The organism is Aeromonas sp. 604176, assembly GCF_049170755.1.
Lineage (GTDB): Bacteria > Pseudomonadota > Gammaproteobacteria > Enterobacterales > Aeromonadaceae > Aeromonas > Aeromonas veronii_A.
Genome location: NZ_JAAKNE010000043.1, coordinates 12,116 through 30,081 on the forward strand (window position 1 = coordinate 12,116; position 17,966 = coordinate 30,081).

The 17,966-nt window shown below is 61.8% G+C and carries 17 protein-coding genes and 1 pseudogene; 6 read left to right on the forward strand and 12 right to left on the reverse strand.

Features of this window, described 5'->3' with window-relative positions; genetic code table 11:
* The first annotated feature begins 10 nt into the window (after window positions 1-10).
* Both G5358_RS09920 and G5358_RS09925 read left to right on the forward strand, forming a co-directional pair.
* Complete coding sequence (locus G5358_RS09920) at window positions 11-910, forward strand: pirin family protein (protein ID WP_421324024.1); 900 nt, start codon at window positions 11-13, stop codon at window positions 908-910.
* Complete coding sequence (locus G5358_RS09925; RefSeq protein ID WP_421324025.1) at window positions 907-2,133, forward strand: CynX/NimT family MFS transporter; 1,227 nt, start codon at window positions 907-909, stop codon at window positions 2,131-2,133. Before G5358_RS09920 ends, G5358_RS09925 begins: the two co-directional genes overlap by 4 nt.
* A gap of 28 nt (window positions 2,134-2,161) precedes the next feature.
* On the opposite strand, the gene G5358_RS09930 is transcribed toward G5358_RS09925, so the two are convergent.
* Window positions 2,162-3,046: a LysR family transcriptional regulator gene (locus tag G5358_RS09930; RefSeq protein ID WP_421209255.1), complete on the reverse strand. Its 885-nt coding sequence runs from the start codon at window positions 3,044-3,046 to the stop codon at window positions 2,162-2,164.
* Between the two features lie 101 nt (window positions 3,047-3,147).
* Between G5358_RS09930 and G5358_RS09935 the strand changes: the two genes are divergently transcribed.
* The 3 genes from G5358_RS09935 to G5358_RS09945 all read left to right on the forward strand — a co-directional run bounded on the left by G5358_RS09935 (window position 3,148) and on the right by G5358_RS09945 (window position 6,552).
* Complete coding sequence (locus G5358_RS09935) at window positions 3,148-3,786, forward strand: NAD(P)-dependent oxidoreductase (RefSeq protein WP_115521834.1); 639 nt, start codon at window positions 3,148-3,150, stop codon at window positions 3,784-3,786.
* A 425-nt stretch (window positions 3,787-4,211) separates the two neighbouring features.
* Window positions 4,212-5,255 carry an isopenicillin N synthase family dioxygenase gene (locus G5358_RS09940; protein ID WP_421324026.1) on the forward strand — a complete coding sequence of 348 codons (1,044 nt, stop codon included), beginning with the start codon at window positions 4,212-4,214 and terminating at the stop codon, window positions 5,253-5,255.
* A gap of 133 nt (window positions 5,256-5,388) precedes the next feature.
* Window positions 5,389-6,552, forward strand: coding sequence for a trans-sulfuration enzyme family protein (locus G5358_RS09945; protein ID WP_421324027.1), 1,164 nt, complete (start codon window positions 5,389-5,391; stop codon window positions 6,550-6,552).
* A 113-nt stretch (window positions 6,553-6,665) separates the two neighbouring features.
* On the opposite strand, the gene G5358_RS09950 is transcribed toward G5358_RS09945, so the two are convergent.
* The 3 genes from G5358_RS09950 to G5358_RS09960 all read right to left on the reverse strand — a co-directional run bounded on the left by G5358_RS09950 (window position 6,666) and on the right by G5358_RS09960 (window position 9,922).
* A complete protein-coding gene (locus tag G5358_RS09950) occupies window positions 6,666-8,330 on the reverse strand; it encodes an AMP-binding protein (protein ID WP_265783859.1) in 1,665 nt (554 codons plus the stop codon).
* A 98-nt stretch (window positions 8,331-8,428) separates the two neighbouring features.
* Window positions 8,429-8,707 (reverse strand): YfcL family protein, encoded by a 279-nt coding sequence (locus G5358_RS09955; RefSeq protein WP_139740389.1) that lies wholly within the window; start codon window positions 8,705-8,707, stop codon window positions 8,429-8,431.
* Window positions 8,708-8,806: 99 nt separating this feature from the next.
* A complete protein-coding gene (locus tag G5358_RS09960) occupies window positions 8,807-9,922 on the reverse strand; it encodes an ATP-NAD kinase family protein (protein ID WP_216978926.1) in 1,116 nt (371 codons plus the stop codon).
* Between the two features lie 120 nt (window positions 9,923-10,042).
* Here G5358_RS09960 and G5358_RS09965 point away from each other — a divergent pair, with 120 nt between their 5' ends.
* Window positions 10,043-10,771, forward strand: coding sequence for a TerC family protein (locus G5358_RS09965; protein WP_265783861.1), 729 nt, complete (start codon window positions 10,043-10,045; stop codon window positions 10,769-10,771).
* A gap of 72 nt (window positions 10,772-10,843) precedes the next feature.
* Here G5358_RS09965 and G5358_RS09970 read toward each other — a convergent pair whose 3' ends face one another.
* The 8 genes and pseudogenes from G5358_RS09970 to G5358_RS10005 form a co-directional block, all read right to left on the reverse strand.
* Window positions 10,844-11,332, reverse strand: coding sequence for an OmpA family protein (locus tag G5358_RS09970; RefSeq protein WP_227342665.1), 489 nt, complete (start codon window positions 11,330-11,332; stop codon window positions 10,844-10,846).
* A gap of 25 nt (window positions 11,333-11,357) precedes the next feature.
* Window positions 11,358-12,599, reverse strand: coding sequence for a diguanylate cyclase domain-containing protein (locus G5358_RS09975; RefSeq protein ID WP_265783862.1), 1,242 nt, complete (start codon window positions 12,597-12,599; stop codon window positions 11,358-11,360).
* Complete coding sequence (locus G5358_RS09980; protein ID WP_216978930.1) at window positions 12,596-13,153, reverse strand: YfiR family protein; 558 nt, start codon at window positions 13,151-13,153, stop codon at window positions 12,596-12,598. The genes G5358_RS09975 and G5358_RS09980 overlap by 4 nt, the downstream gene beginning before the upstream one ends.
* Window positions 13,154-13,341: 188 nt before the next feature.
* Window positions 13,342-14,889, reverse strand: a complete 1,548-nt coding sequence (tyrR, locus tag G5358_RS09985; protein WP_216953439.1) for a transcriptional regulator TyrR — start codon at window positions 14,887-14,889, stop codon at window positions 13,342-13,344.
* 148 nt (window positions 14,890-15,037) lie between these two features.
* A pseudogene (locus tag G5358_RS09990) lies at window positions 15,038-15,145 on the reverse strand (4a-hydroxytetrahydrobiopterin dehydratase); the annotation flags it as partial.
* A 42-nt stretch (window positions 15,146-15,187) separates the two neighbouring features.
* Window positions 15,188-15,526 carry a 4a-hydroxytetrahydrobiopterin dehydratase gene (locus G5358_RS09995; protein ID WP_123172900.1) on the reverse strand — a complete coding sequence of 113 codons (339 nt, stop codon included), beginning with the start codon at window positions 15,524-15,526 and terminating at the stop codon, window positions 15,188-15,190.
* A gap of 52 nt (window positions 15,527-15,578) precedes the next feature.
* Complete coding sequence (gene phhA, locus G5358_RS10000; protein WP_043824799.1) at window positions 15,579-16,373, reverse strand: phenylalanine 4-monooxygenase; 795 nt, start codon at window positions 16,371-16,373, stop codon at window positions 15,579-15,581.
* Window positions 16,374-16,526: 153 nt separating this feature from the next.
* Window positions 16,527-17,957: a gamma-aminobutyraldehyde dehydrogenase gene (locus tag G5358_RS10005; RefSeq protein WP_421324029.1), complete on the reverse strand. Its 1,431-nt coding sequence runs from the start codon at window positions 17,955-17,957 to the stop codon at window positions 16,527-16,529.
* Window positions 17,958-17,966 lie beyond the last annotated feature (9 nt).

Consider the following 17,966-nt stretch of genomic DNA (forward strand, 5'->3'; position numbering starts at 1 on the left):
GGTTATATCGATGACCAGACGCCTGACTCTCTCCGCCCCCGTCAAGGGCCAACCGCTGCGCATTGGCAGCGGCTTTGCAGCCAGCCATTTTGGCGAACACTTTTTCAACGGTCTGATAGACCCCGTGGTGATGGTGGATCACTTCCAAATGACCGCCCCCACCTTCGAGCCCCATCCCCATGCCGGGATCTCTGCCGTCACCTATCTGTTCGAGGATTCGACGAGCCCCCACGTCAACTACGACTCCCTCGGCAATCAGGGCCCCATCGAACCGGGGGCGCTCCACTGGCTGGCGGCCGGGCGCGGGGCCGTACATACCGAGCAGCCGGAGGGGGCATCGCCCTATGTCCACGCCCTGCAGATCTTCGTCAACCTGCCTGCCCGTCAAAAGATGATGTCGCCTTTTGCCGTCCACGCAGCCGCTGCCAACATCCCCGAGTTTCATGGCGAAGGGGTGCGAGTACGGGTGGTCGCAGGCCACAGCAACGGGATAACGGCGCCACACTCGGCAGAGCTGCCCCAACCCTTTACCCTGCTCGATGGCCATTGCGCGCCCGGCAGCCGCTTCACCCATCTGCTGGCGGCAGGCTGGAATGCCATGATATATCCCCTGACCGGATCGCTGACCCTGCAGGCGGAGGGAGAGCGGCACCTCATCCCGGCAGGTCACGGGATGGGTGTCAGCCTCTCTGCCGAGGGCGGCGAGGCGGTGGCTCTGCAGCTTGAGGCCACCGAGCCCTGCCACTTCGTGCTGCTCTCAGGCCAGGCGCTCAATGAACCCCTGGTCAAACATGGCCCCTTCGTCATGAACAGCCACGACGCCATTGCAGATCGGCTGCATGCCTATCAGCGCGGCGAATTTGGTCAGCTCAACGATGAGTGGCTACGCAACGGCCAATATCGGCCATGAGCACGCTCGCTGGCCACCAGCCACAAAGCACGCGCTGGCCTCTGGTCTTTCTCGCCATTTTTGCCGGTGCCAGCGGCGCCCTTTGCCTTGGCAAAGTGCCCGCCGTGCTCGGCATACTGCGCAGCGAGCTGGGGCTGACACTGGTCGAAGCCAGCTATCTCGCCTCGGCCTTCAATACGCTGGCGATCCTCTTCAGCCTCTTTCTCGGCCTGTTGCTGATCCGCTGGAGTGGGCGGCAAACCGGGGTTGTGGGGCTTTTGGTTATCGTCACAGGCGGTGCATTGGCGCTGCCCGCCACCGGGCTGGCCATGATGCTGCTGTCGCGCATTGTCGAGGGGATTGGCTTTTTGCTGGTCTCGGTGGCCATGCCCGCCTTTATCGTGGTGGTGACCCGGGAGGAGGATAAGCGACTGGCCTTGAGCCTGTGGGCAGTCAACCTGCCCCTCGGGGCGGCGGCGGGTATGCTGCTCACTCCCTGGCTCACGGCGCAAGGTGGCTGGCGACTGGCCTGGCTGATCCTGATGATCCCGCAACTCTCTGCCCTGCTGCTTCTGCTCGCCAGTCGCTCGGCAGATAAACTGCGGGTCTGGGCATCCCAAAACTCGATCAACTCGGGCCACCCGCTGCGCCAGCTCACGGTGCTCCGGCAGAAGGCACTCTGGCGCTACGGGTTGGCGTTCACGCTCTACAGCCTGATGCTCTGGGCGCTCTTTGTCTGGCTGCCAACCATGTTGCAAGGCAGCCCCGGGATTGGCCAAAGCCAGATCGCCCTGCTTTCGGCGCTGGCGGTGGTCGCCAATATTCCCGGCAACCTGATGGGGGCATGGCTGCTGCGCTGGGGCGTGGCACGAGATCGGCTCATCAGCTGGGCACTGGGTCTGATGGCGCTGTGCGGCATGCTCGCCTTCTGGCCCGGCCTGTCGCCGTGGTGGGCCTATGGATTGTGCCTCGTCCTCTCCCTTTCGGGTGGCATGGCGCCGCCGGCGATCCTCTCGTCCGCGCAGGGAGTGAGTCAGGGGCCGGTGCAACTGGCCATCGTGCAAGGCTTTTTTGTCCAGCTCGCCAACCTCGGTCAGCTGCTGGGGCCCCTGTTGCTGGCGGCCCTGATGACGGACAGCGGCCATTGGGGGAGCGCTCGCTGGCTCTTTCTGGGCGGCTTGCTGCTGGCAATCGGACTCTATCTGTGGCGCCGCCAGCCCATTGGCGGGCAAGAGCCCAACTGACAGCTAGGCCAAGCTGCATTGATATGTGTCAGGAAGTGCCTGCGAAGTAGCTGCGTAGCGCCTCCACCACCCGCCGCACCTTCTCCGGGATCTCCCGCTGCGGCGTGATAGCGTGGATCTCCATCGGCTGCACCCGAAAACCGGGCAACAGTTCGAGCAGACGCCCCTGCGCCAGATCCTCGCCAATTTCTCCCTCCGGTTGCAGCGAGATCCCCTGCCCCGCCAGCGCAAACTGGCGCAGGGGCAACACGTTATTGCAGAGCACCTTGGCCTTGAACCTCACCCTGTGCTCGCCCCCCTTCTCGTCAAGCAGCAGCAAACCGTTGCCCAGCATGTCGCCGCAGAGCCAGTCGTGGGTGGCCAGATCGGCGGGCGTGCGCGGCGCTCCCTTGCGCGCCAGATAGGCGGGGGCGGCGCAGAGCAGCATCCGGGTCTGCCCCAGTTTGCGGGCCACCAGGGTCGAGTCAGGCAAGGTGCCGACCCGCAGCGCCACGTCGATCCGCTCGGCAATCAGATCCCGCTTCTCGTCGTCGGCGATGATCTGGATGGTGAGGCCGGGGTGGGCCTGCAGCAGCGGTGAGAGGGCCAGCGCCAGCGGCTGGCCCGCCATCCCCACCGGGGCGGTGATCCGCACTTCACCGAGCAGGGCGTCGCGCACCTCCGAGAGGCGCAGTTCGGTCTCGCTCAGAGTCTGCTGCAACGCCCGACACCCTTGCCACACCACCTCTCCCGCCTCGGTCAGACTGAGACGACGGGTGGAGCGATGGAGCAGGGGCAGTCCGAGCAGGCTTTCGAGCTGGCTGATATGCTGACTGACGGCGGAGGGGGTCATGCCAAGGGATTTGGCCGCCCCTGTCATGCTGCCCGCTTCCACCACAGCGGCGAAGATGGCGTAACGTCTGAGCTGTTCCATTATTAAATCCAGCTTATAAGTGAATGCATTTTTGAGGTGATTATTAAATCATAAATGGCGGCGTAGGATAGCCCCATTCCAACAGTGAAGGAGAGTTCCCCATGAAGATTGCCCTGATCGGTGCCAGTGGTTTTGTCGGTTCAGCCATCCTGAACGAAGCCATCAGCCGCGGCCATCACGTCACCGCCATCGTCCGCGATGTCAGCAAGGTGGCCGCCCATCCGCAGGTCACCGCCGTGGCGGTAGATGCCCAAAACCCGCAGGCATTGGCCGAGGTGCTCAAGGGGCACGATCGGGTGATCAGCGCCTACAACCCGGGCTGGACCACACCGGATATCTACGACCAGTACCTCAAGGGCGCCAACGCGATCGTCGCAGCAGCCAAAGCGGCCAACAGCTGGCTGCTGGTAGTAGGTGGCGCCGGCAGTCTGGAGGTTGCCCCCGGCGTGCAACTGGTGGATACCCCTGAGTTTCCGGCCGAGTGGAAACAGGGGGCGCTGGCGGCCCGCGACGGTCTCACCGCCCTGCGTCATGAAACCACCCTCGACTGGCGCTTTGTCTCTCCCCCGGTGTTCCTCGAACCGGGCGAGAAGCGCGGCGGCTATCGGATTGGTGGCGATCAGGTGCTGTTCAGCGGCGAACAGCCTGCCGGGATCACCGCCGGTGATCTGGCTGACGGTGTGCTGAACGAGGTGGAAAAACCGGCTCACCAGCGCCAGCGCTTTACCCTGGGTTACTGAGAGCCAGCAATCGGTTAAGGCCAGAATGCACGGTCACTCGCCTGTGCTTTCGGTCAGGTGAAAAACCGCTCAACCAGAAGGGAGGCATCCGCCTCCCTTCTGTTTTGGCCATTTTCTGTTTTGGTCATTTTTGCCGCTGGCAGCTTGCCTCTGGTTATCACTCTCCCCCTCATCGTTGCCCCTTTACCCCGCAATGGCTGCGCAAAAAACCTTCAGCCTATCAGGCGCCGAATTCCATTTCGAATTTTGTATATAACTAAGAATAATTTGTTGTTTCCGTCTTATAACACCGAACAGTAGCATCCCCTTTATCCCAGATGGCGCCACACTGTCGCGCCATCCCGTTTGCCGCTTATCAGGTCTGCCAACAGCGGAGGCAGTGCAAGAGATGGCGCCAGAGATAACGAAAGAGTGAGGAGGTGCACATGGAACATTCACCACTGCCGATCATCGATCTGGCTGCCCTCAACGGGGCGCCCGAGGTGCGTCGCCCTATGCTGGCCAGGCTGGCCGCGGCCGCCCGCGATGTGGGCTTTTTCTATCTGGTCGGCCACGGCTTGAGCAAGGTTGAGATGCTAGAGACCCTGGCGCTGGCAGAGCGCTTCTTTGCTCTGCCGGAGCAGGAGAAGTTGGCGGTGCAGATGGTCAACAGCCCCCACTTTCGCGGCTACAACCGGGTCGGTGCCGAGCTGACCCGCCAGCGGCCGGATCTGCGAGAGCAGTTCGATATCATGAATGAGGCGCAAGCCCTGCCTGCGGCCCTGATCCGTGAACCCTGGCAGCGGCTGATCGGCCCCAACCAGTGGCCAAGCGCCCTGCCAGAGATGAAAGCCCATCTACTGGCGTGGCAGGAGCGGCTGAGCGATATCACCCTCACCCTGCTCGCGGCCTTCGCCGAGGTGCTGGAGCAACCGTCCAACGTGTTTGACGACAGTATTCGCGGCGCCCCCTACCAGCACATGAAGCTCATTCACTACCCGGGGCAAGAGGCGGGCGGCAGCAGTCAGGGGGTCGGCGCTCACAAGGATCCCGGCTACCTGACGCTGGTGATGCAGGACAATCATTCAGGGCTTGAGGTCGAGACGGCCGACGGCTGGATCTCCGCGCCCCCCCTGCCGGGAGCGCTGGTGGTCAATATCGGCGAGCTGCTGGAGCTGGCCTCCAACGGCTATCTCAAGGCGACCCTGCATCGGGTGGTGAGCCCGCCGTCCGGCGTATCGCGCCTCTCCTGCGCCTTCTTTATGGCGGCGCGGCTCGATGCCACCGTGCCCCTGCTCACCCTCTCACCCGAACTGGCAGCGCAGGCGCAAGGGCCGGAGAGTGACCCGACCAACCCGCTCTTCTATCAGGTGGGGGAGAACGTGCTGAAAGGGCGGCTGCGCTCCCACCCGGATGTGGCGGCGCGGCACTATGGGCCGGTGGAACCCGCTCGCCTCCCGCGCACTGAAAGCGAAGCGATAACGGCCTAAGCAGCGTAAAGATCCGCAGGCGGGTATATGCATAAGCCACAAGCCGCATGCACATACCCGCGCTGACAAAAACAACAAGCAACGAACAACAAAACAAGTCATGGCCAGAGCCTGGCCATCACGGAGCAACACGATGAAATTCAAAACCATGAGCGTACACAGCGGCCAGCGGATCGACCCCCAGACCGGCGCCCTCACCACCCCGCTCTACCAGAGCAGCACCTTCAGCTACTTCAACGCTCAAGCGGGCAAGGATCGTTTCGCAGGTCAGGCCCCCGGCTTTATCTACAGCCGCTTTGGAAACCCCACCACCGCCGAGCTGGAGCAGAAGCTGGCGGCGCTTGAAGGTGCCGATGAAGCACTGGTGGTGGCGAGCGGCATGGCGGCGGTGAGCGCCATCATGTATGCCCTGGCCGACAGCGGCGATGAGGTGGCCTATATCGGCCCGCTCTACGGCGGCACCGATGCGTTCCTCAAGCAGACCTTCAGCCGCGCCGGCATCAAGGTCACCGCCTACGAGAGCGACCGGGATCTGCTGGCCAATATCCGCCCCGCCACCAAGGTGGTACTGTTCGAAACCCTGACCAACCCCACCCTCAAGGTGGTAGATCCGCGACTGGTGGTGGACGCGGCCCGCAAGGTGGGCGCTATCACAGTGTGTGACAACACCTTCCTTACCCCCTACCTGCTGCGCCCACTGGAGCTCGGGGTCGACGTGGTGATGCACAGCGGTACCAAATATCTGGGCGGCCACGGCGACATCATCGCCGGGGTGGTGGCGGGCTCTCACGCCCTGATGAAGTCGATCCGCACCGTGGCCCTCAAGCATATCGGCTCCCCCATCGGCCCGCAGGAGGCCTACCTGCTGCAACGCGGGGTCAAGACCCTGCCGCTGCGGATGGATGCCCACCTGCACAATGCCCAGAAAGTGGCCGAGTTTCTGGCGGCACATCCGGCGGTGAAGAAGGTGATCTACCCGGGGCTTGCCAATCATCCGGGCCACGATGCCCTCGGCGCCTTCGCCAGCGGCTTTGGCGGCATGGTGAGTATTGAACTTGAAGGCGGGTTTGCACGTTGCGCCACCCTGCTCGATAACCTGCAACTGTTCGTGCAGGCGGTGAGTCTGGGCGATTTGGAGAGTCTTGCCTGCCATCCGGCCAGTACCACCCACGCCGCCATGGACGAGGCGAGCCGCCTCGCCGCCGGGGTCAATGACGACCTCATCCGCTTCAGTATCGGGGTGGAAGATGCGGACGACCTGATCGCCGATCTGGCAGCCGCGCTGGCGCAGATCTAACCGGGAGCGAGTTTCTCACTTGCCCGCCAAATTGCTGCGAGTGATAACACCCAGACACAAGAACGGCCCATCAAGGGCCGTTGTTGTTTGTCGCGATGTGGAAAATGCGGGATTTACTCCTCCCACACCACCACTTGCGATGAGGGCCAGCGCTCCCCGACATGGGCATATTTTTGCTCCAGCAGGTGACGCTTGATCTTCATGGTGGGGGTCAGCACGCCGTTCTCGATATTCCAGGGTGTCTTCACTACCAGAATGCCGCGAATTTTGGCATGGGATTCCAGCTGATCGTTGACCCGCACCCGCGCCGCTTCCAGTCTGGCGTTGACCTCCTCCCGATTGCCCTTCATGGCACTCTCGGCCAGCTGCACCAGCGCAATGGGCTGCGGCATGCCGTAACCAATCACGCAGAGCTGTTCGATGATGGGTTCCTGCCCCAGCTGCCCCTCGATGGGCACCGGCGCCACATACTTGCCCTTGGCGGTCTTGAACACATCCTTCATCCGGCCGGTGATGGTGAGATAACCCTCCTTGTCCAGCTTGCCCATATCGCCGGTGTGGAGCCACCCCTCGGTATCGATGGCCTCGGCGCTGTGCTCGGGATCCTTGTAGTAACCCAGCATCATCCCTTCGCAGCGGCAGAGGATCTCCCCCTCGTCAGAGATCTTGATGGTCACTCCGATCCCCGCCTTGCCGACGGTGCCGATCTTGTCGGCGCGGAACGGGTAGTTGATGGTGGAGTAGGCGTGGTTCTCGGTCATGCCCCAGGCTTCCGTCACCTTGAGGCCAATGCTCAGATACCACTCAAGCAGCGCAGGGGAGACAGGCGCGGAGCCGCAGCCGAGTACCCGGGCCTGATCCAGTCCCAACCCCTTTTGCAGCTTGCGTTTGATAAGGCCGGAGATAAGCGGGATCTTGAGCAGCAGTTCGAGTTTGTTCTGGGGCAGCTTCTCGTGGATCTTGATGCGGAACATGGCCCACAGCCGCGGCACCGAGATAAAGACGGTGGGACGGCAGCGTTTGACATCTTCGATAAAGGTGTCGAGGGATTCGGGGAACGCGATGGTAGCGCCGCCATAGAGACTGCCGCCATAGATGTAGACCCGCTCGGTAATATGGGCCAGCGGCAGGTAGGAGAAGCCCCGATCGGCCTGGCTCAGGCTCACCGTCTCCACCAGCTTCTCGCACGACCAGGCGTAGCGCTCGACGCTCAGCATGGCCCCTTTCGGCTTGCCGGTACTGCCAGAGGTGTAGACCAGACTCAGCAGGGAGTCAGGGGCCTGCACCGGGCTGTCAGGGATCGGCTCGTGCGCCTCCAGCAGGTCATCCCACTGGTGGCTGGCCGGCATGGTGTCATAGGGGAAGGCGATGCGCAGCAGATCGGCGGGTACGCCAGCCTCCTGACTCTTCCAGTCATCCAGCTTGCCGACGAAGATCGCTTTGGCCTCGCTATGGCGCAGCACATATTCGATGGTATCGACGTTGGCAGTCGGGTAGATGGGCACGCTCACATACTGCCCCATCTGCATCGCCAGATCGGCGATAAACCACTGGGCGCAGTTCTTGGAGAGCAGCGCCACCTTGTCACCGGCCACCAGACCGAGGTGACGCAAGGCCGTCACCATCCGCCGCGCTTCATCGGCCACTTCACCCCAGGTGAAATCGACATATTCGCGGTTGATGGTTTGACGCAGGTAGGTTCGATCAGGACACTGCCGCTCCCAGTGATAGAGCATCTCGAGCGGCAGTTTATTGGCAATGCGTGAGGAGGAGGCCATAGTTTAATCCCTGAAACAAAAGGCGAAACTTATTATTAACCTTTCACTAACTTCAGGGGAAGAATAAACTCAAACTTCAGTTTGAATTGTGTATCCGATCAAGCTTCTGCGTCTTGTTGCAAACGAATCCACATTGCCTGCACCAGTTTCTCATCCTCTTCCGAGAGCTCACCTTGCAAGATCGCCTCGTTGAGGCTGCGCAGCACATAGCTCTTGACGTCCCGCACCAGGGTCTTGCCTTCCAGCTCGGCCCGGGCAACGGCCAATGAGATATGACCTCGCAGGTAACCCCCCGCAAACAGCTCATCATCGGTCGCGGTGGCAACCATGCTGTCGATCAGTCCCAACAACTTGTGCTCAAAATCGTGAATCGTCATGTAACGCAGCCTCATTTGCGGCAAAAAATTCGGGGGTATGGAACCGCAATCCGGTTGATTGCAGCTCTCTGGCGCCAGGCCAGCAGCGTCCTTGGCGTCCTATTCCGGGTTGGCCACCGGGTAGATGACCTGATCCTTGTATCCCGTGGTTATTCGCAGATAACCGCGTAACGCCCGGTTTAATTGCGGATCATCGGTATCCACCAGCAGCGGCCTGCCCGCAAGGGCGGCAAGCTTGGCTTTGGTTGCCAGCACCTGGATATTCTCCAGCCCGACACACCGAATCACCTCAGGACTCAATTGCTGATTTCCGCGCCCGAACAGATGTCCCTGTCCGCCGATCAGGGTAATGATCAGTCGGCAGCGACGGCCGCGGATCCGGGTCAGGATCTCGGCGGCGCTGAGATCCTGCCCGATAAGTCGGCCATTTTCCACCAGATCCACACCGAGCAAAGTATTTTCCAGACCGAGCTCTGCCATACAGGCTGCCACCGTGCTGCCGGAGCCCATCAGATAGAGGGTATCGGGCTCCATCTGCTCCACCACACCGGCGGCGAGATCCGCCAACACCAGCTCTTCGGACTCCTTGCCCCCCTGTTTTACCGCCTGTACATAACGCAGATCACCGGGCACCTTCAGCTGGCCGTAGTGGCGGGCCCGCACCTTGCCCGCGCGAAACGCCTCCTCGTCGATGTCGCGCACCTCGGCATCGATCAGGCTGAGCAGTTCCCCTGCGATCATCCGCGCCACCACCCGCCCGCTGGCAGCGGGCGTCACCCCGTAGACGCCGGAGTGGATCTTGCACCCCGCGGGAATGCCGAGCACATGGCAGGACTCCCCCACCGCGGCGCAGATATCCCGCGCCGTGCCATCGCCACCGGCAAACAGCAGCAGATCGACCCCGGCTTCGCGCATCAGCCCGGCAGCATGGCGGGTGTCATCGGCCGAGGTGCTCTCCCCGGCCGGTTGATAGATCACCCGACAGGGCAATCCCAGAGAGCGGGCCACCGTCTCCCCCATATCTCCGGCCACCGTCAGCAGTTCGAACGGGACGCTCAGCTCGCATAGTGGCAACAGCGCTTGCCGCGCCCGCTCCTGCGCTTTGGGCACAGCGCCACGAGCAATCGCCTCATCCACCACGCCGTCACTCCCCTTGAGCCCCACTGCGCCGCCAATCCCGGCGAGCGGATTAATGATGAACCCTAATCGAAACATGCCTGCCTCCCTTGCAATGGGCACCATTTTTATCTTTTCGTCCCTCTGGGACAAGCGGTGATACCCCTGCTAGAATTCGCACCTTCATTTTTCCAACCAATGTTCAATCAAGGTTCAATCATGCTGGAATGGGTTCTTGATCCCTCCGCCTGGGTTGCTCTCGCGACCCTTACCCTGCTCGAAATCGTGCTGGGCATCGACAACATCATCTTTATCTCCATCCTGGTCGGCCGCCTGCCGGAGGCTCAGCGCCAAAAAGCGCGCATTCTGGGTCTGGGGCTCGCCATGGGCACCCGGATCCTGTTGCTGCTCTCGCTCGCCTGGGTGATGCGTCTCACCGAACCGCTCTTCACCGTGCTGAACGAGGCTATCTCGGGCCGCGATCTCATCCTGCTGCTGGGTGGTCTGTTCCTTATCGGCAAGAGTACCCACGAGATCCACGCCACTCTGGAAGGCGCCGCCGAGCCGGAGCGCGTCAGCAAAGCGGCCTCGGGCTTTATCAGCACCCTGATCCAGATCGCCATTCTGGACATAGTGTTCAGCCTGGACTCGGTGATCACCGCGGTCGGCATGGCCGATCACGTGCCGGTGATGGTGCTGGCCATCATGATTGCCGTCTTCATCATGATGTTTGCCGCCAAGTCTATTGGCGATTTCGTCGATGACCACCCCACCATCAAGATGCTGGCCCTCTCCTTCCTCACCCTGGTGGGGTTTGCCCTGATGGCGGAGGGGATGGATCTGCACATACCGAAAGGCTACATCTACTTCGCCATGGCCTTCTCGCTGGTGGTGGAGATGATCAACATCCGCTTGCGCAAGCACAGCGAGGTCGACACAGGGAAGTAGTGTCGCCGGATCAAAAAGAGCGCCTCTCGGGGCGCTCTTTTGTTATGCACACGGCATGCTGCCGGATAGAGATCACTGGTTGGCAATCACAATGGCAACCCGGCGGTTTTCTGCTCGTCCGGCTGCGCTCTTGTTGTCCGCAACCGGGGCCGTCTCACCGCGGCCACGGATCTCAAGATTGGCGGGCATCATCCCCACCGAGATCAGCACATCTGCCACCGATTGGGCTCGTTTCAGAGAGAGCTGCTGGTTGTAGCTGCTCTCGCCCGTATTGTCGGTATGGCCATCCACCCTCGCCTTGTCGAGCCCGACCCCAAGCAGGGCCTTGCCCAGTTTTTCCACTATCAGCCGGGTCTGCGGATTGAGTTCACCCACATTGTTGGCAAACAGCACCCGGTTGGCCAGATCCAGTGTCCAGCCCTCATCGGTCAGATAGAAACCTTGCTCCTTCAATACTGCCAGCTGTTCCGGGGTCAACCCCCTGGGGGTGCTCTGACAACCCGCCAGCAGAGAGAACAACAGGCCCAGCACGACAGCCTTGATGGAGAGGGATAGTTTCATTGTTATGACTCCTTTACACCTTGACTCACGCCGATTTGGCGGCCTCAACCTCCTCACGGCGTGTACGTTTTGCCAAATACATGGCTTTGTCTGCCAGCTCGCACAGCTCGCTGGCGCGGGTCCCGGGTTGATGGATGGCAAAACCGATGCTGATCCCTGCCACCAGTTGCTGTCCATCCCGCAATACCACAGGATCACTCATCGCCTGCTGAATGCGGTCGATCACCTCTTCCACATCCTGCCCCAGATGCACAGGTGTCAGCAGTATGGCGAACTCATCCCCCCCCAGCCGGCAGACCAGATCTCCGGGGCGCAGCTGATGCTGTACCCGCCGGGAGAGGGTCACCAGCACATCGTCACCGGCGTTGTGCCCTAGGGTGTCGTTAATCTGTTTGAAACGATCGCAATCGAGATAAAGCAGGGCGAACGGGGCCCCCCCCTCGCTTACCTCGCCAATGGCATGCTCGAGGCGAGCTTCGAATAACGCCCGGTTGGGCAACCCGGTCAACGCATCATGGGTCGCCTGGTGGAGCAGACTGGCGTTCTCCCGCGCCTGATGAGCCTGCCAGGCTTGCAGCTCATCCAGCAGGGCGTTGAAATCCTCTCCCAGTTCATTGAGCTCGACGATATCGGCCGGTGGCGCCCGCATCCCCAGAGTGCGTTGTCGACGCACCGAGTGGGCGACCTGTGCCAGTTGTCGCAGTGGCGAGGTGATCGCGACCTGCATCCGCCCGGCGACATAGAAGGCGCCCATCACACTCAACACCAGGCAAACCACCATCACCAGCAGCACCGAGAGCAAGAACAGCAACAGATACTCGCCATGACCGCGCAGCTCTATGGTGGCAATCTGCTCACCGCCCCGCAGCATGGGATAGGTGACCGGTCCCGGTAACAGCAGGCGGGCAAGATAATCTTCGACTGTGGCCAGCGGATTGCTGACGGGACGAACCCATTTAGCGAGCTGTTGACCATTGGCCAGCAAGATACTGGCTTCGGCCACCTCTTCCTTGGCAACGATGCCGCTAAGTGCCTCGCTCGCAGCCTCCTCATCGTGGAACACCACCGCAGCCTCGGCGCTGTAGCTGATGGCGCGGGCCACCAGCTCCAGATTGTGATCGGCGTAGAAGCGTACTACCAGCAAAGCAACCAGGGTAAAGAAGAGTCCCGCCACGCTGACGGCCGTAATGGCGGCCACCAGATGGGTTCGCCCCAGGCTCTGACGTAGGGTCGGACGACGGGGATCCGCGCTGACCTGTCGTCTCATGGGACCCCCTTGTCGGCACGGGCCAGCTTGAGCACAGCGGGATGTACTCGTACGCCGCTCAGGGCCAGGGCATCGAGGTTCACTTTAAACCGCACTCGCACGCTGTCCGGCGAGGTCTGCAGGCAGAACACCGAGCTGGTGGAACAGTCGTGGTTGTATTCGCTGATGCTGAGCACTGAATGACCCTGCAAGCGCGCAAACAACGCAATCCGGGTCGGCTCGTCGACGACGCCGAGATAGAGCACATCGCAATTATCACTGATGGCCGGATCACTCGCGTCGTAGCGATTGACCTGCACGGCACGGCCATTGGCCTGACGATCGATGGTAAAGAGGGCTCCGGCATACTCCGTCGGCGCCGCCACACACAGGCGCAGCACCGCAGGCTCGGTGGGCCAGCGAGTGTAACTCAGGATATCGAGCACCAGCTCTCTGACCGCCGTCGCCCGGCTCTCTGCGGCCGTTTCCGCCAGCGCGTGAGGCAACAGCAGACCAAACCCTAACAGCAAGGGCGCCAGGCGAGCGGCGAAACGGGGAGAAAAGAGTAACAGCATGATCGGGAAGTGGCCGCCTTGACAACACCGCTGCAGTGGCATAGCGGTTCGGGTACATGTATCCAGATAGTAAGTTGGTGGACACTGGCCTGACAAGTCTCCCGAAGCCCTCCCGCCCGGAAGCCGTGTAAAGAAAACAGAGAGCCCGTCTGGTGACGGGCTCTCTGTTGGCTGGCATCCGGAACAACTTACTTCTTGCTGATGCCATATTCCCGCAGCTTGTTGGCGATGGCGGTATGCGACACGCCCAGGCGTTTGGCCAACTGACGGGTCGACGGGAAGGCGGGATAGAGCCGGGCCAGCAGCTGGCTCTCGAAGCGCTTCACCGCATCGTCGAGGTTCCCCTCAAACCACTCGTCGATCAGCGGCATGGTATCGGCCGCCACCGGCAGGTCGATCTGCTCGGGCCCCAGCTCATCCCCTTCCAGCAGTGTCATGGCGCGGTAGAGACAGTTGCGCAGCTGACGCACGTTGCCCGGCCAGCGGTAGGCGGTCAGGTAGTCGGCCATGTTGCGGGTAAAGCGCGGACGGGGTCGCTGCAACTCGCTGGCAAAGCGGGAGACAAACTGCTGGGCCAGCACCATGATGTCTGCCTTGCGCTCTCGCAGGGGGGGCAGCGTCAGACTGAGCACGTTGAGGCGATAGTAGAGATCCTCGCGGAAGGTTCCTTCGTGCACCAGATCCAGCAACTGCTTCTGGGTGGTGCAGATGAAACGCACGTTGACCTTCACCTCCTGCTCGTCACCGACCCGGCGGAACACCCCATCCTGCAGCACCCGCAAAAACTTGGTCTGCAGATGGGGAGACATGTCGCCGATCTCGTCCAGCATCAGGGTGCCGCCGCTCGCCAGCTCCAGCACGCCGCGCTTGCCCTCGGTGTTGTTGCCAAAGGCGCCGGGGGCATAACCAAACAGCTCGCTCTCGGCCACGTTATCGGGCATGGCGGCGCAGTTGAGGGCCATAAAGGGGTGGCTGGAGCGCAGGCTGGCCCCGTGACAGGCACGGGCCAGCAGCTCCTTGCCGGTACCGGTCTCACCGACAATCAGCAGCGGCGCGTCCTGCATCGCCAGTTTGCGCGCTTGCGACAGCACCTCTTTCATCTTGGGGCTCTCGGCCTGCAGATGCTCGAAGCCTCCCACTTCCACCGCATGAAGCGCGCTGAAGTGCAGGCCGACCCGACGGGCAGATTTGAGCACCACCACGGCACCGGCCAGCGCCTGCTTGCCGCGGGCTTCTGCCACGAACAGCGGCATCAGATCTGCCAGATACTCTTCGCCATTGAAACTGAGCTTGCAGGTCTGCGGCTTGATCTCGCTCGCCTCCAGCCAGCGGGTGAAGGAGAACCCCTTGACCAGCGAACCGAGCGCCACCCCGCGCACCTCCTCCACCGGCAAGCCGAGGGTGGTGAGGGCAGACTGATTGGCCTGGGTCACCTTGCCCTTGCTGTCGAGAGAGAAGACCAGATCCGGCAGCGCCTTGAGCAGCGCCTCGATTTCGTGGTGCTCTCGCTCGGAAGGCATGTAAGGGATGGTCTTGACGTCGTAGACGCCGGGAATGCGGCGGATCTCCGGCATCAAATGCTGAAAATCACTGAACTCCAGCTCGGGAAAGTTGAGATAGATGATGCCTGAGGTATCGATTTCGATGCCGCGCAGATCGATATTGTGCTCCACCAGGCGGTCGAGCAGTTCCCGGGTCAGGCCCAGGCGGTCTTCACAGCTGACTTCAAGACGCATTCGGGACACACTTCCTAGCTAACTCTATGAATGAGCGGATAATACAGTCTCGATCCCCCCAGTGCGAGCGCCAGCCCATAAAAATGCGGGCCTGCCCCGCTTTCGCAGGCAGGCCCGAGTCAACCGATGACGCTGGTGTGGGGTGCGATTAGCGGAGCAACTGATCGGTGCGCGCCGCCATGATGAAGTCGTTGCGATGCAAACCGCCGATCTTATGCATCCACCAGCTGACGGTCACCTTCCCCCATTCGGTCAGAAATGCAGGAAGGGGGATACTCCGCCTCAACCTGTTCTCAGATTATCTGGGCAATTGGTCTGTACGCGCAGCCATGATGAAGTCGTTGCGGTGTAATCCGCCGATCTTGTGGGTCCACCAGCTGACGGTCACCTTCCCCCACTCGGTCAGGATGGCCGGATGATGGAACTCTGCTTCCGCCAGCTCCCCCAGGCGGTTGGTAAACGCCAGCGCATCCTTGAAGTTGCGAAACGTAAATTCCCGCCGCAGTTGCAGCGCCCCCTCCACCACCAGCGGCTGCCAGTCGGGAATAAGCTGCATCAGCTCGCGCAGCTCCTCATCGCTCACCTTGGGGGCATCGGCGCGGCACGCTTCACACTGCTGGCTGGCCAGTTCGGACATGGGTTACTCCTGCTTGAATTAATGAAAATGAAATAGGGTTGTTTGCTTTTGGTCAGCTCGCCTGTTTGCCAGCGGGAACCTCAAAGCGCGGCGGATAGAGGCCAAGCCGACTGGCCTCGGCCAGAGCAGCCATGATCTCCTCCCCGGTCAGCTGGTAGAGATGATCGAGACTCGGCAGCACAAAATAGGTGGGCTGCATGATGTCGATGCGATACGGGGTGCGCAGCACAGTCAGTAGATCGAAGGGTTGCAGCAGCGGTTTGCCACAGAGGGCATAGGCGGTCTCGCCGATGGAGGAGAGAATGCCGCCACCGTAGATACGCAGCCCGTCCGGCGTTGCCAAGAGGCCAAACTCCACGGTGAACCAGTAGAGCCGCGCCAGAAAAACCCGCTGCTCCTTGCTCGCCTGCTGCCCCAACTGACCGTATAGGTGGGTGAAGTGGGCAAAGGCCGGATTGGTCAGCATGGCGCAATGGCCGAAGATCTCGTGAAAGATATCGGGCTCTTGCAGGTAGTCGAGCTCGTCGCGGCGCCGGATAAAGGTCGCCACCGGAAACTGGCGATTGGCCAGCAGGGCGAAGAAGCGATCGAACGAGATAAGTGCAGGTACTGCCGCCACCGACCAGCCGGTCGCAGGCTGCAAGACGGCGTTGATCTCGGCCAGCTGGGGGATGCGATCACGGGGCAGCCCCAGCCTGTCGAGACCGGCCAGATATTCGTTACACCCCTTGCCATCGAGGGCGGCGAACTGGCGTTCGATCAGGATCTGCCAGGTACCATGCTCCTCGTTGCTGTAGTGGATCACCCCGTCAGCATCCGGCTGGTGGGCGGTGTAAAAGGTTGCCATAGCGGTTCCATCCTCTGGCGCCACATCAAGGCGCCTTGCCGTTTCATCACGGCTTCACTGTAACGAAATGGCAACAAAAAAAGCAGCCGACCCATGAGTCGGCTGCCTGGAACAGTTGTAAATAAATTGTGACAACCCGCTCACCAATCCCCACTACAGCTTGACCATGATATGGCGCGGCACTGTGTAATCCTCCAGCGCATAGAGGGAGAGATCCTTGCCGTAGCCCGACATCTTCATGCCGCCGTGGGGCATCTCGGAGGTGAGCATGAAGTGGGTGTTGATCCAGGTGCAGCCATATTGCAAGTGGCTGGCCACCTTGCTGGCGAGGCTCAGATCTTTGGTCCAGACCGACGAGGCGAGGCCATAGTCCGAGTCGTTGGCCCACTGCACCACCTGCTCGGCATCGCTGAAACGGGTCACCGACACCACGGGGCCAAACACCTCGCGGCGCACGATCTCATCCTCCTGCCGGGCCCCGACAATCAGGGTCGGCTCGAAGAAGAAGCCGTTGCCGGGACGGATCTTGCCCCCCGCCGTCACCTCCACATGACCGCTGCTCTGGGCCCGCTCGACAAAGCTGGCGACCCGGTTGCGCTGTCTGTCCGAGATAAGCGGCCCCATCTCCACCCCCTCCTCGTACTGGCTTCCCACCTTGATGGAGGCCACCGCATCGGTCATGGCGGCGACGAACTTGTCGTAGATCTTGCCCTGGGCATAGATACGGCAGGCGGCGGTGCAATCCTGGCCTGCGTTGTAGAAACCGAAGGTGCGAATGCCTGCCACCACCGCCTCCAGATCCGCATCGTCGAAGATGATCACCGGCGCCTTGCCCCCCAGTTCAAGGTGGGTGCGTTTCATGGTGCGGGCGGCGCTTTGCAGGATCTTCTGGCCGGTGGCGATATCGCCGGTGAGCGACACCATCCGCACCAGCGGGTGCTCCACCAGCGGCGCCCCTACACTCTCGCCCCGCCCGCAGATGACGTTGATAACGCCGCGGGGGAAGATCTCGCTGGCCAGCTCCGCCAAACGCAGCGCGGTGAGCGGGGTCTGTTCGGAGGGTTTGAGCACCACCGTATTGCCCGCCGCCAGCACCGGCGCCATCTTCCAGGCCGCCATCATCAGCGGGTAGTTCCAGGGGGCGATACTGCCCACAACACCTATGGGATCACGGCGGATCATGCTGGTGTGCCCCTCGAGATACTCCCCCGCCAGCGGCCCTTGCAGGCAGCGGGCCGCCCCGGCAAAGAAGCGGAAGCAGTCCACCACCGCGGGCAGCTCGTCGTTGAGCACAGCCAGATAGGGTTTGCCGCAGTTGAGGGATTCCAGCGCCGCAAACTCCTCGGCGTGGCGCTCGACGAGATCCGCCAGACGCAGCAGCAGATTGCTGCGGCTTGCCGGGGTGGTGCGGCTCCACTGGGCGAAGGCGCGCTGGGCACCGTTCACCGCCCGGTTCACCTGTTCGAACGAGGCTTCTGGCACCGAGGCGAGAAGCTCCCCGGTGGCCGGGTTGAGAATGGGCTCGGCCTGGCCGTCACCGGTGACGAACTGACCGTCGATCAAGAGTTGGGTAGAGAGTTTCATGGTTGCATC

What these genes read in the sequence shown, in the direction of transcription:
- G5358_RS09920 (WP_421324024.1), top strand. Translation starts at nt 11, where the DNA reads ATGACCAGACGCCTGACTCTCTCCGCCCCCGTCAAGGGCCAACCGCTG.
- G5358_RS09925 (WP_421324025.1), top strand. Translation starts at nt 907, where the DNA reads ATGAGCACGCTCGCTGGCCACCAGCCACAAAGCACGCGCTGGCCTCTG.
- G5358_RS09930 (WP_421209255.1), bottom strand. Translation starts at nt 3,046, where the DNA reads ATGGAACAGCTCAGACGTTACGCCATCTTCGCCGCTGTGGTGGAAGCG.
- G5358_RS09935 (WP_115521834.1), top strand. Translation starts at nt 3,148, where the DNA reads ATGAAGATTGCCCTGATCGGTGCCAGTGGTTTTGTCGGTTCAGCCATC.
- G5358_RS09940 (WP_421324026.1), top strand. Translation starts at nt 4,212, where the DNA reads ATGGAACATTCACCACTGCCGATCATCGATCTGGCTGCCCTCAACGGG.
- G5358_RS09945 (WP_421324027.1), top strand. Translation starts at nt 5,389, where the DNA reads ATGAAATTCAAAACCATGAGCGTACACAGCGGCCAGCGGATCGACCCC.
- G5358_RS09950 (WP_265783859.1), bottom strand. Translation starts at nt 8,330, where the DNA reads ATGGCCTCCTCCTCACGCATTGCCAATAAACTGCCGCTCGAGATGCTC.
- G5358_RS09955 (WP_139740389.1), bottom strand. Translation starts at nt 8,707, where the DNA reads ATGACGATTCACGATTTTGAGCACAAGTTGTTGGGACTGATCGACAGC.
- G5358_RS09960 (WP_216978926.1), bottom strand. Translation starts at nt 9,922, where the DNA reads ATGTTTCGATTAGGGTTCATCATTAATCCGCTCGCCGGGATTGGCGGC.
- G5358_RS09965 (WP_265783861.1), top strand. Translation starts at nt 10,043, where the DNA reads ATGCTGGAATGGGTTCTTGATCCCTCCGCCTGGGTTGCTCTCGCGACC.
- G5358_RS09970 (WP_227342665.1), bottom strand. Translation starts at nt 11,332, where the DNA reads ATGAAACTATCCCTCTCCATCAAGGCTGTCGTGCTGGGCCTGTTGTTC.
- G5358_RS09975 (WP_265783862.1), bottom strand. Translation starts at nt 12,599, where the DNA reads ATGAGACGACAGGTCAGCGCGGATCCCCGTCGTCCGACCCTACGTCAG.
- G5358_RS09980 (WP_216978930.1), bottom strand. Translation starts at nt 13,153, where the DNA reads ATGCTGTTACTCTTTTCTCCCCGTTTCGCCGCTCGCCTGGCGCCCTTG.
- tyrR (WP_216953439.1), bottom strand. Translation starts at nt 14,889, where the DNA reads ATGCGTCTTGAAGTCAGCTGTGAAGACCGCCTGGGCCTGACCCGGGAA.
- G5358_RS09995 (WP_123172900.1), bottom strand. Translation starts at nt 15,526, where the DNA reads ATGTCCGAACTGGCCAGCCAGCAGTGTGAAGCGTGCCGCGCCGATGCC.
- phhA (WP_043824799.1), bottom strand. Translation starts at nt 16,373, where the DNA reads ATGGCAACCTTTTACACCGCCCACCAGCCGGATGCTGACGGGGTGATC.
- G5358_RS10005 (WP_421324029.1), bottom strand. Translation starts at nt 17,957, where the DNA reads ATGAAACTCTCTACCCAACTCTTGATCGACGGTCAGTTCGTCACCGGT.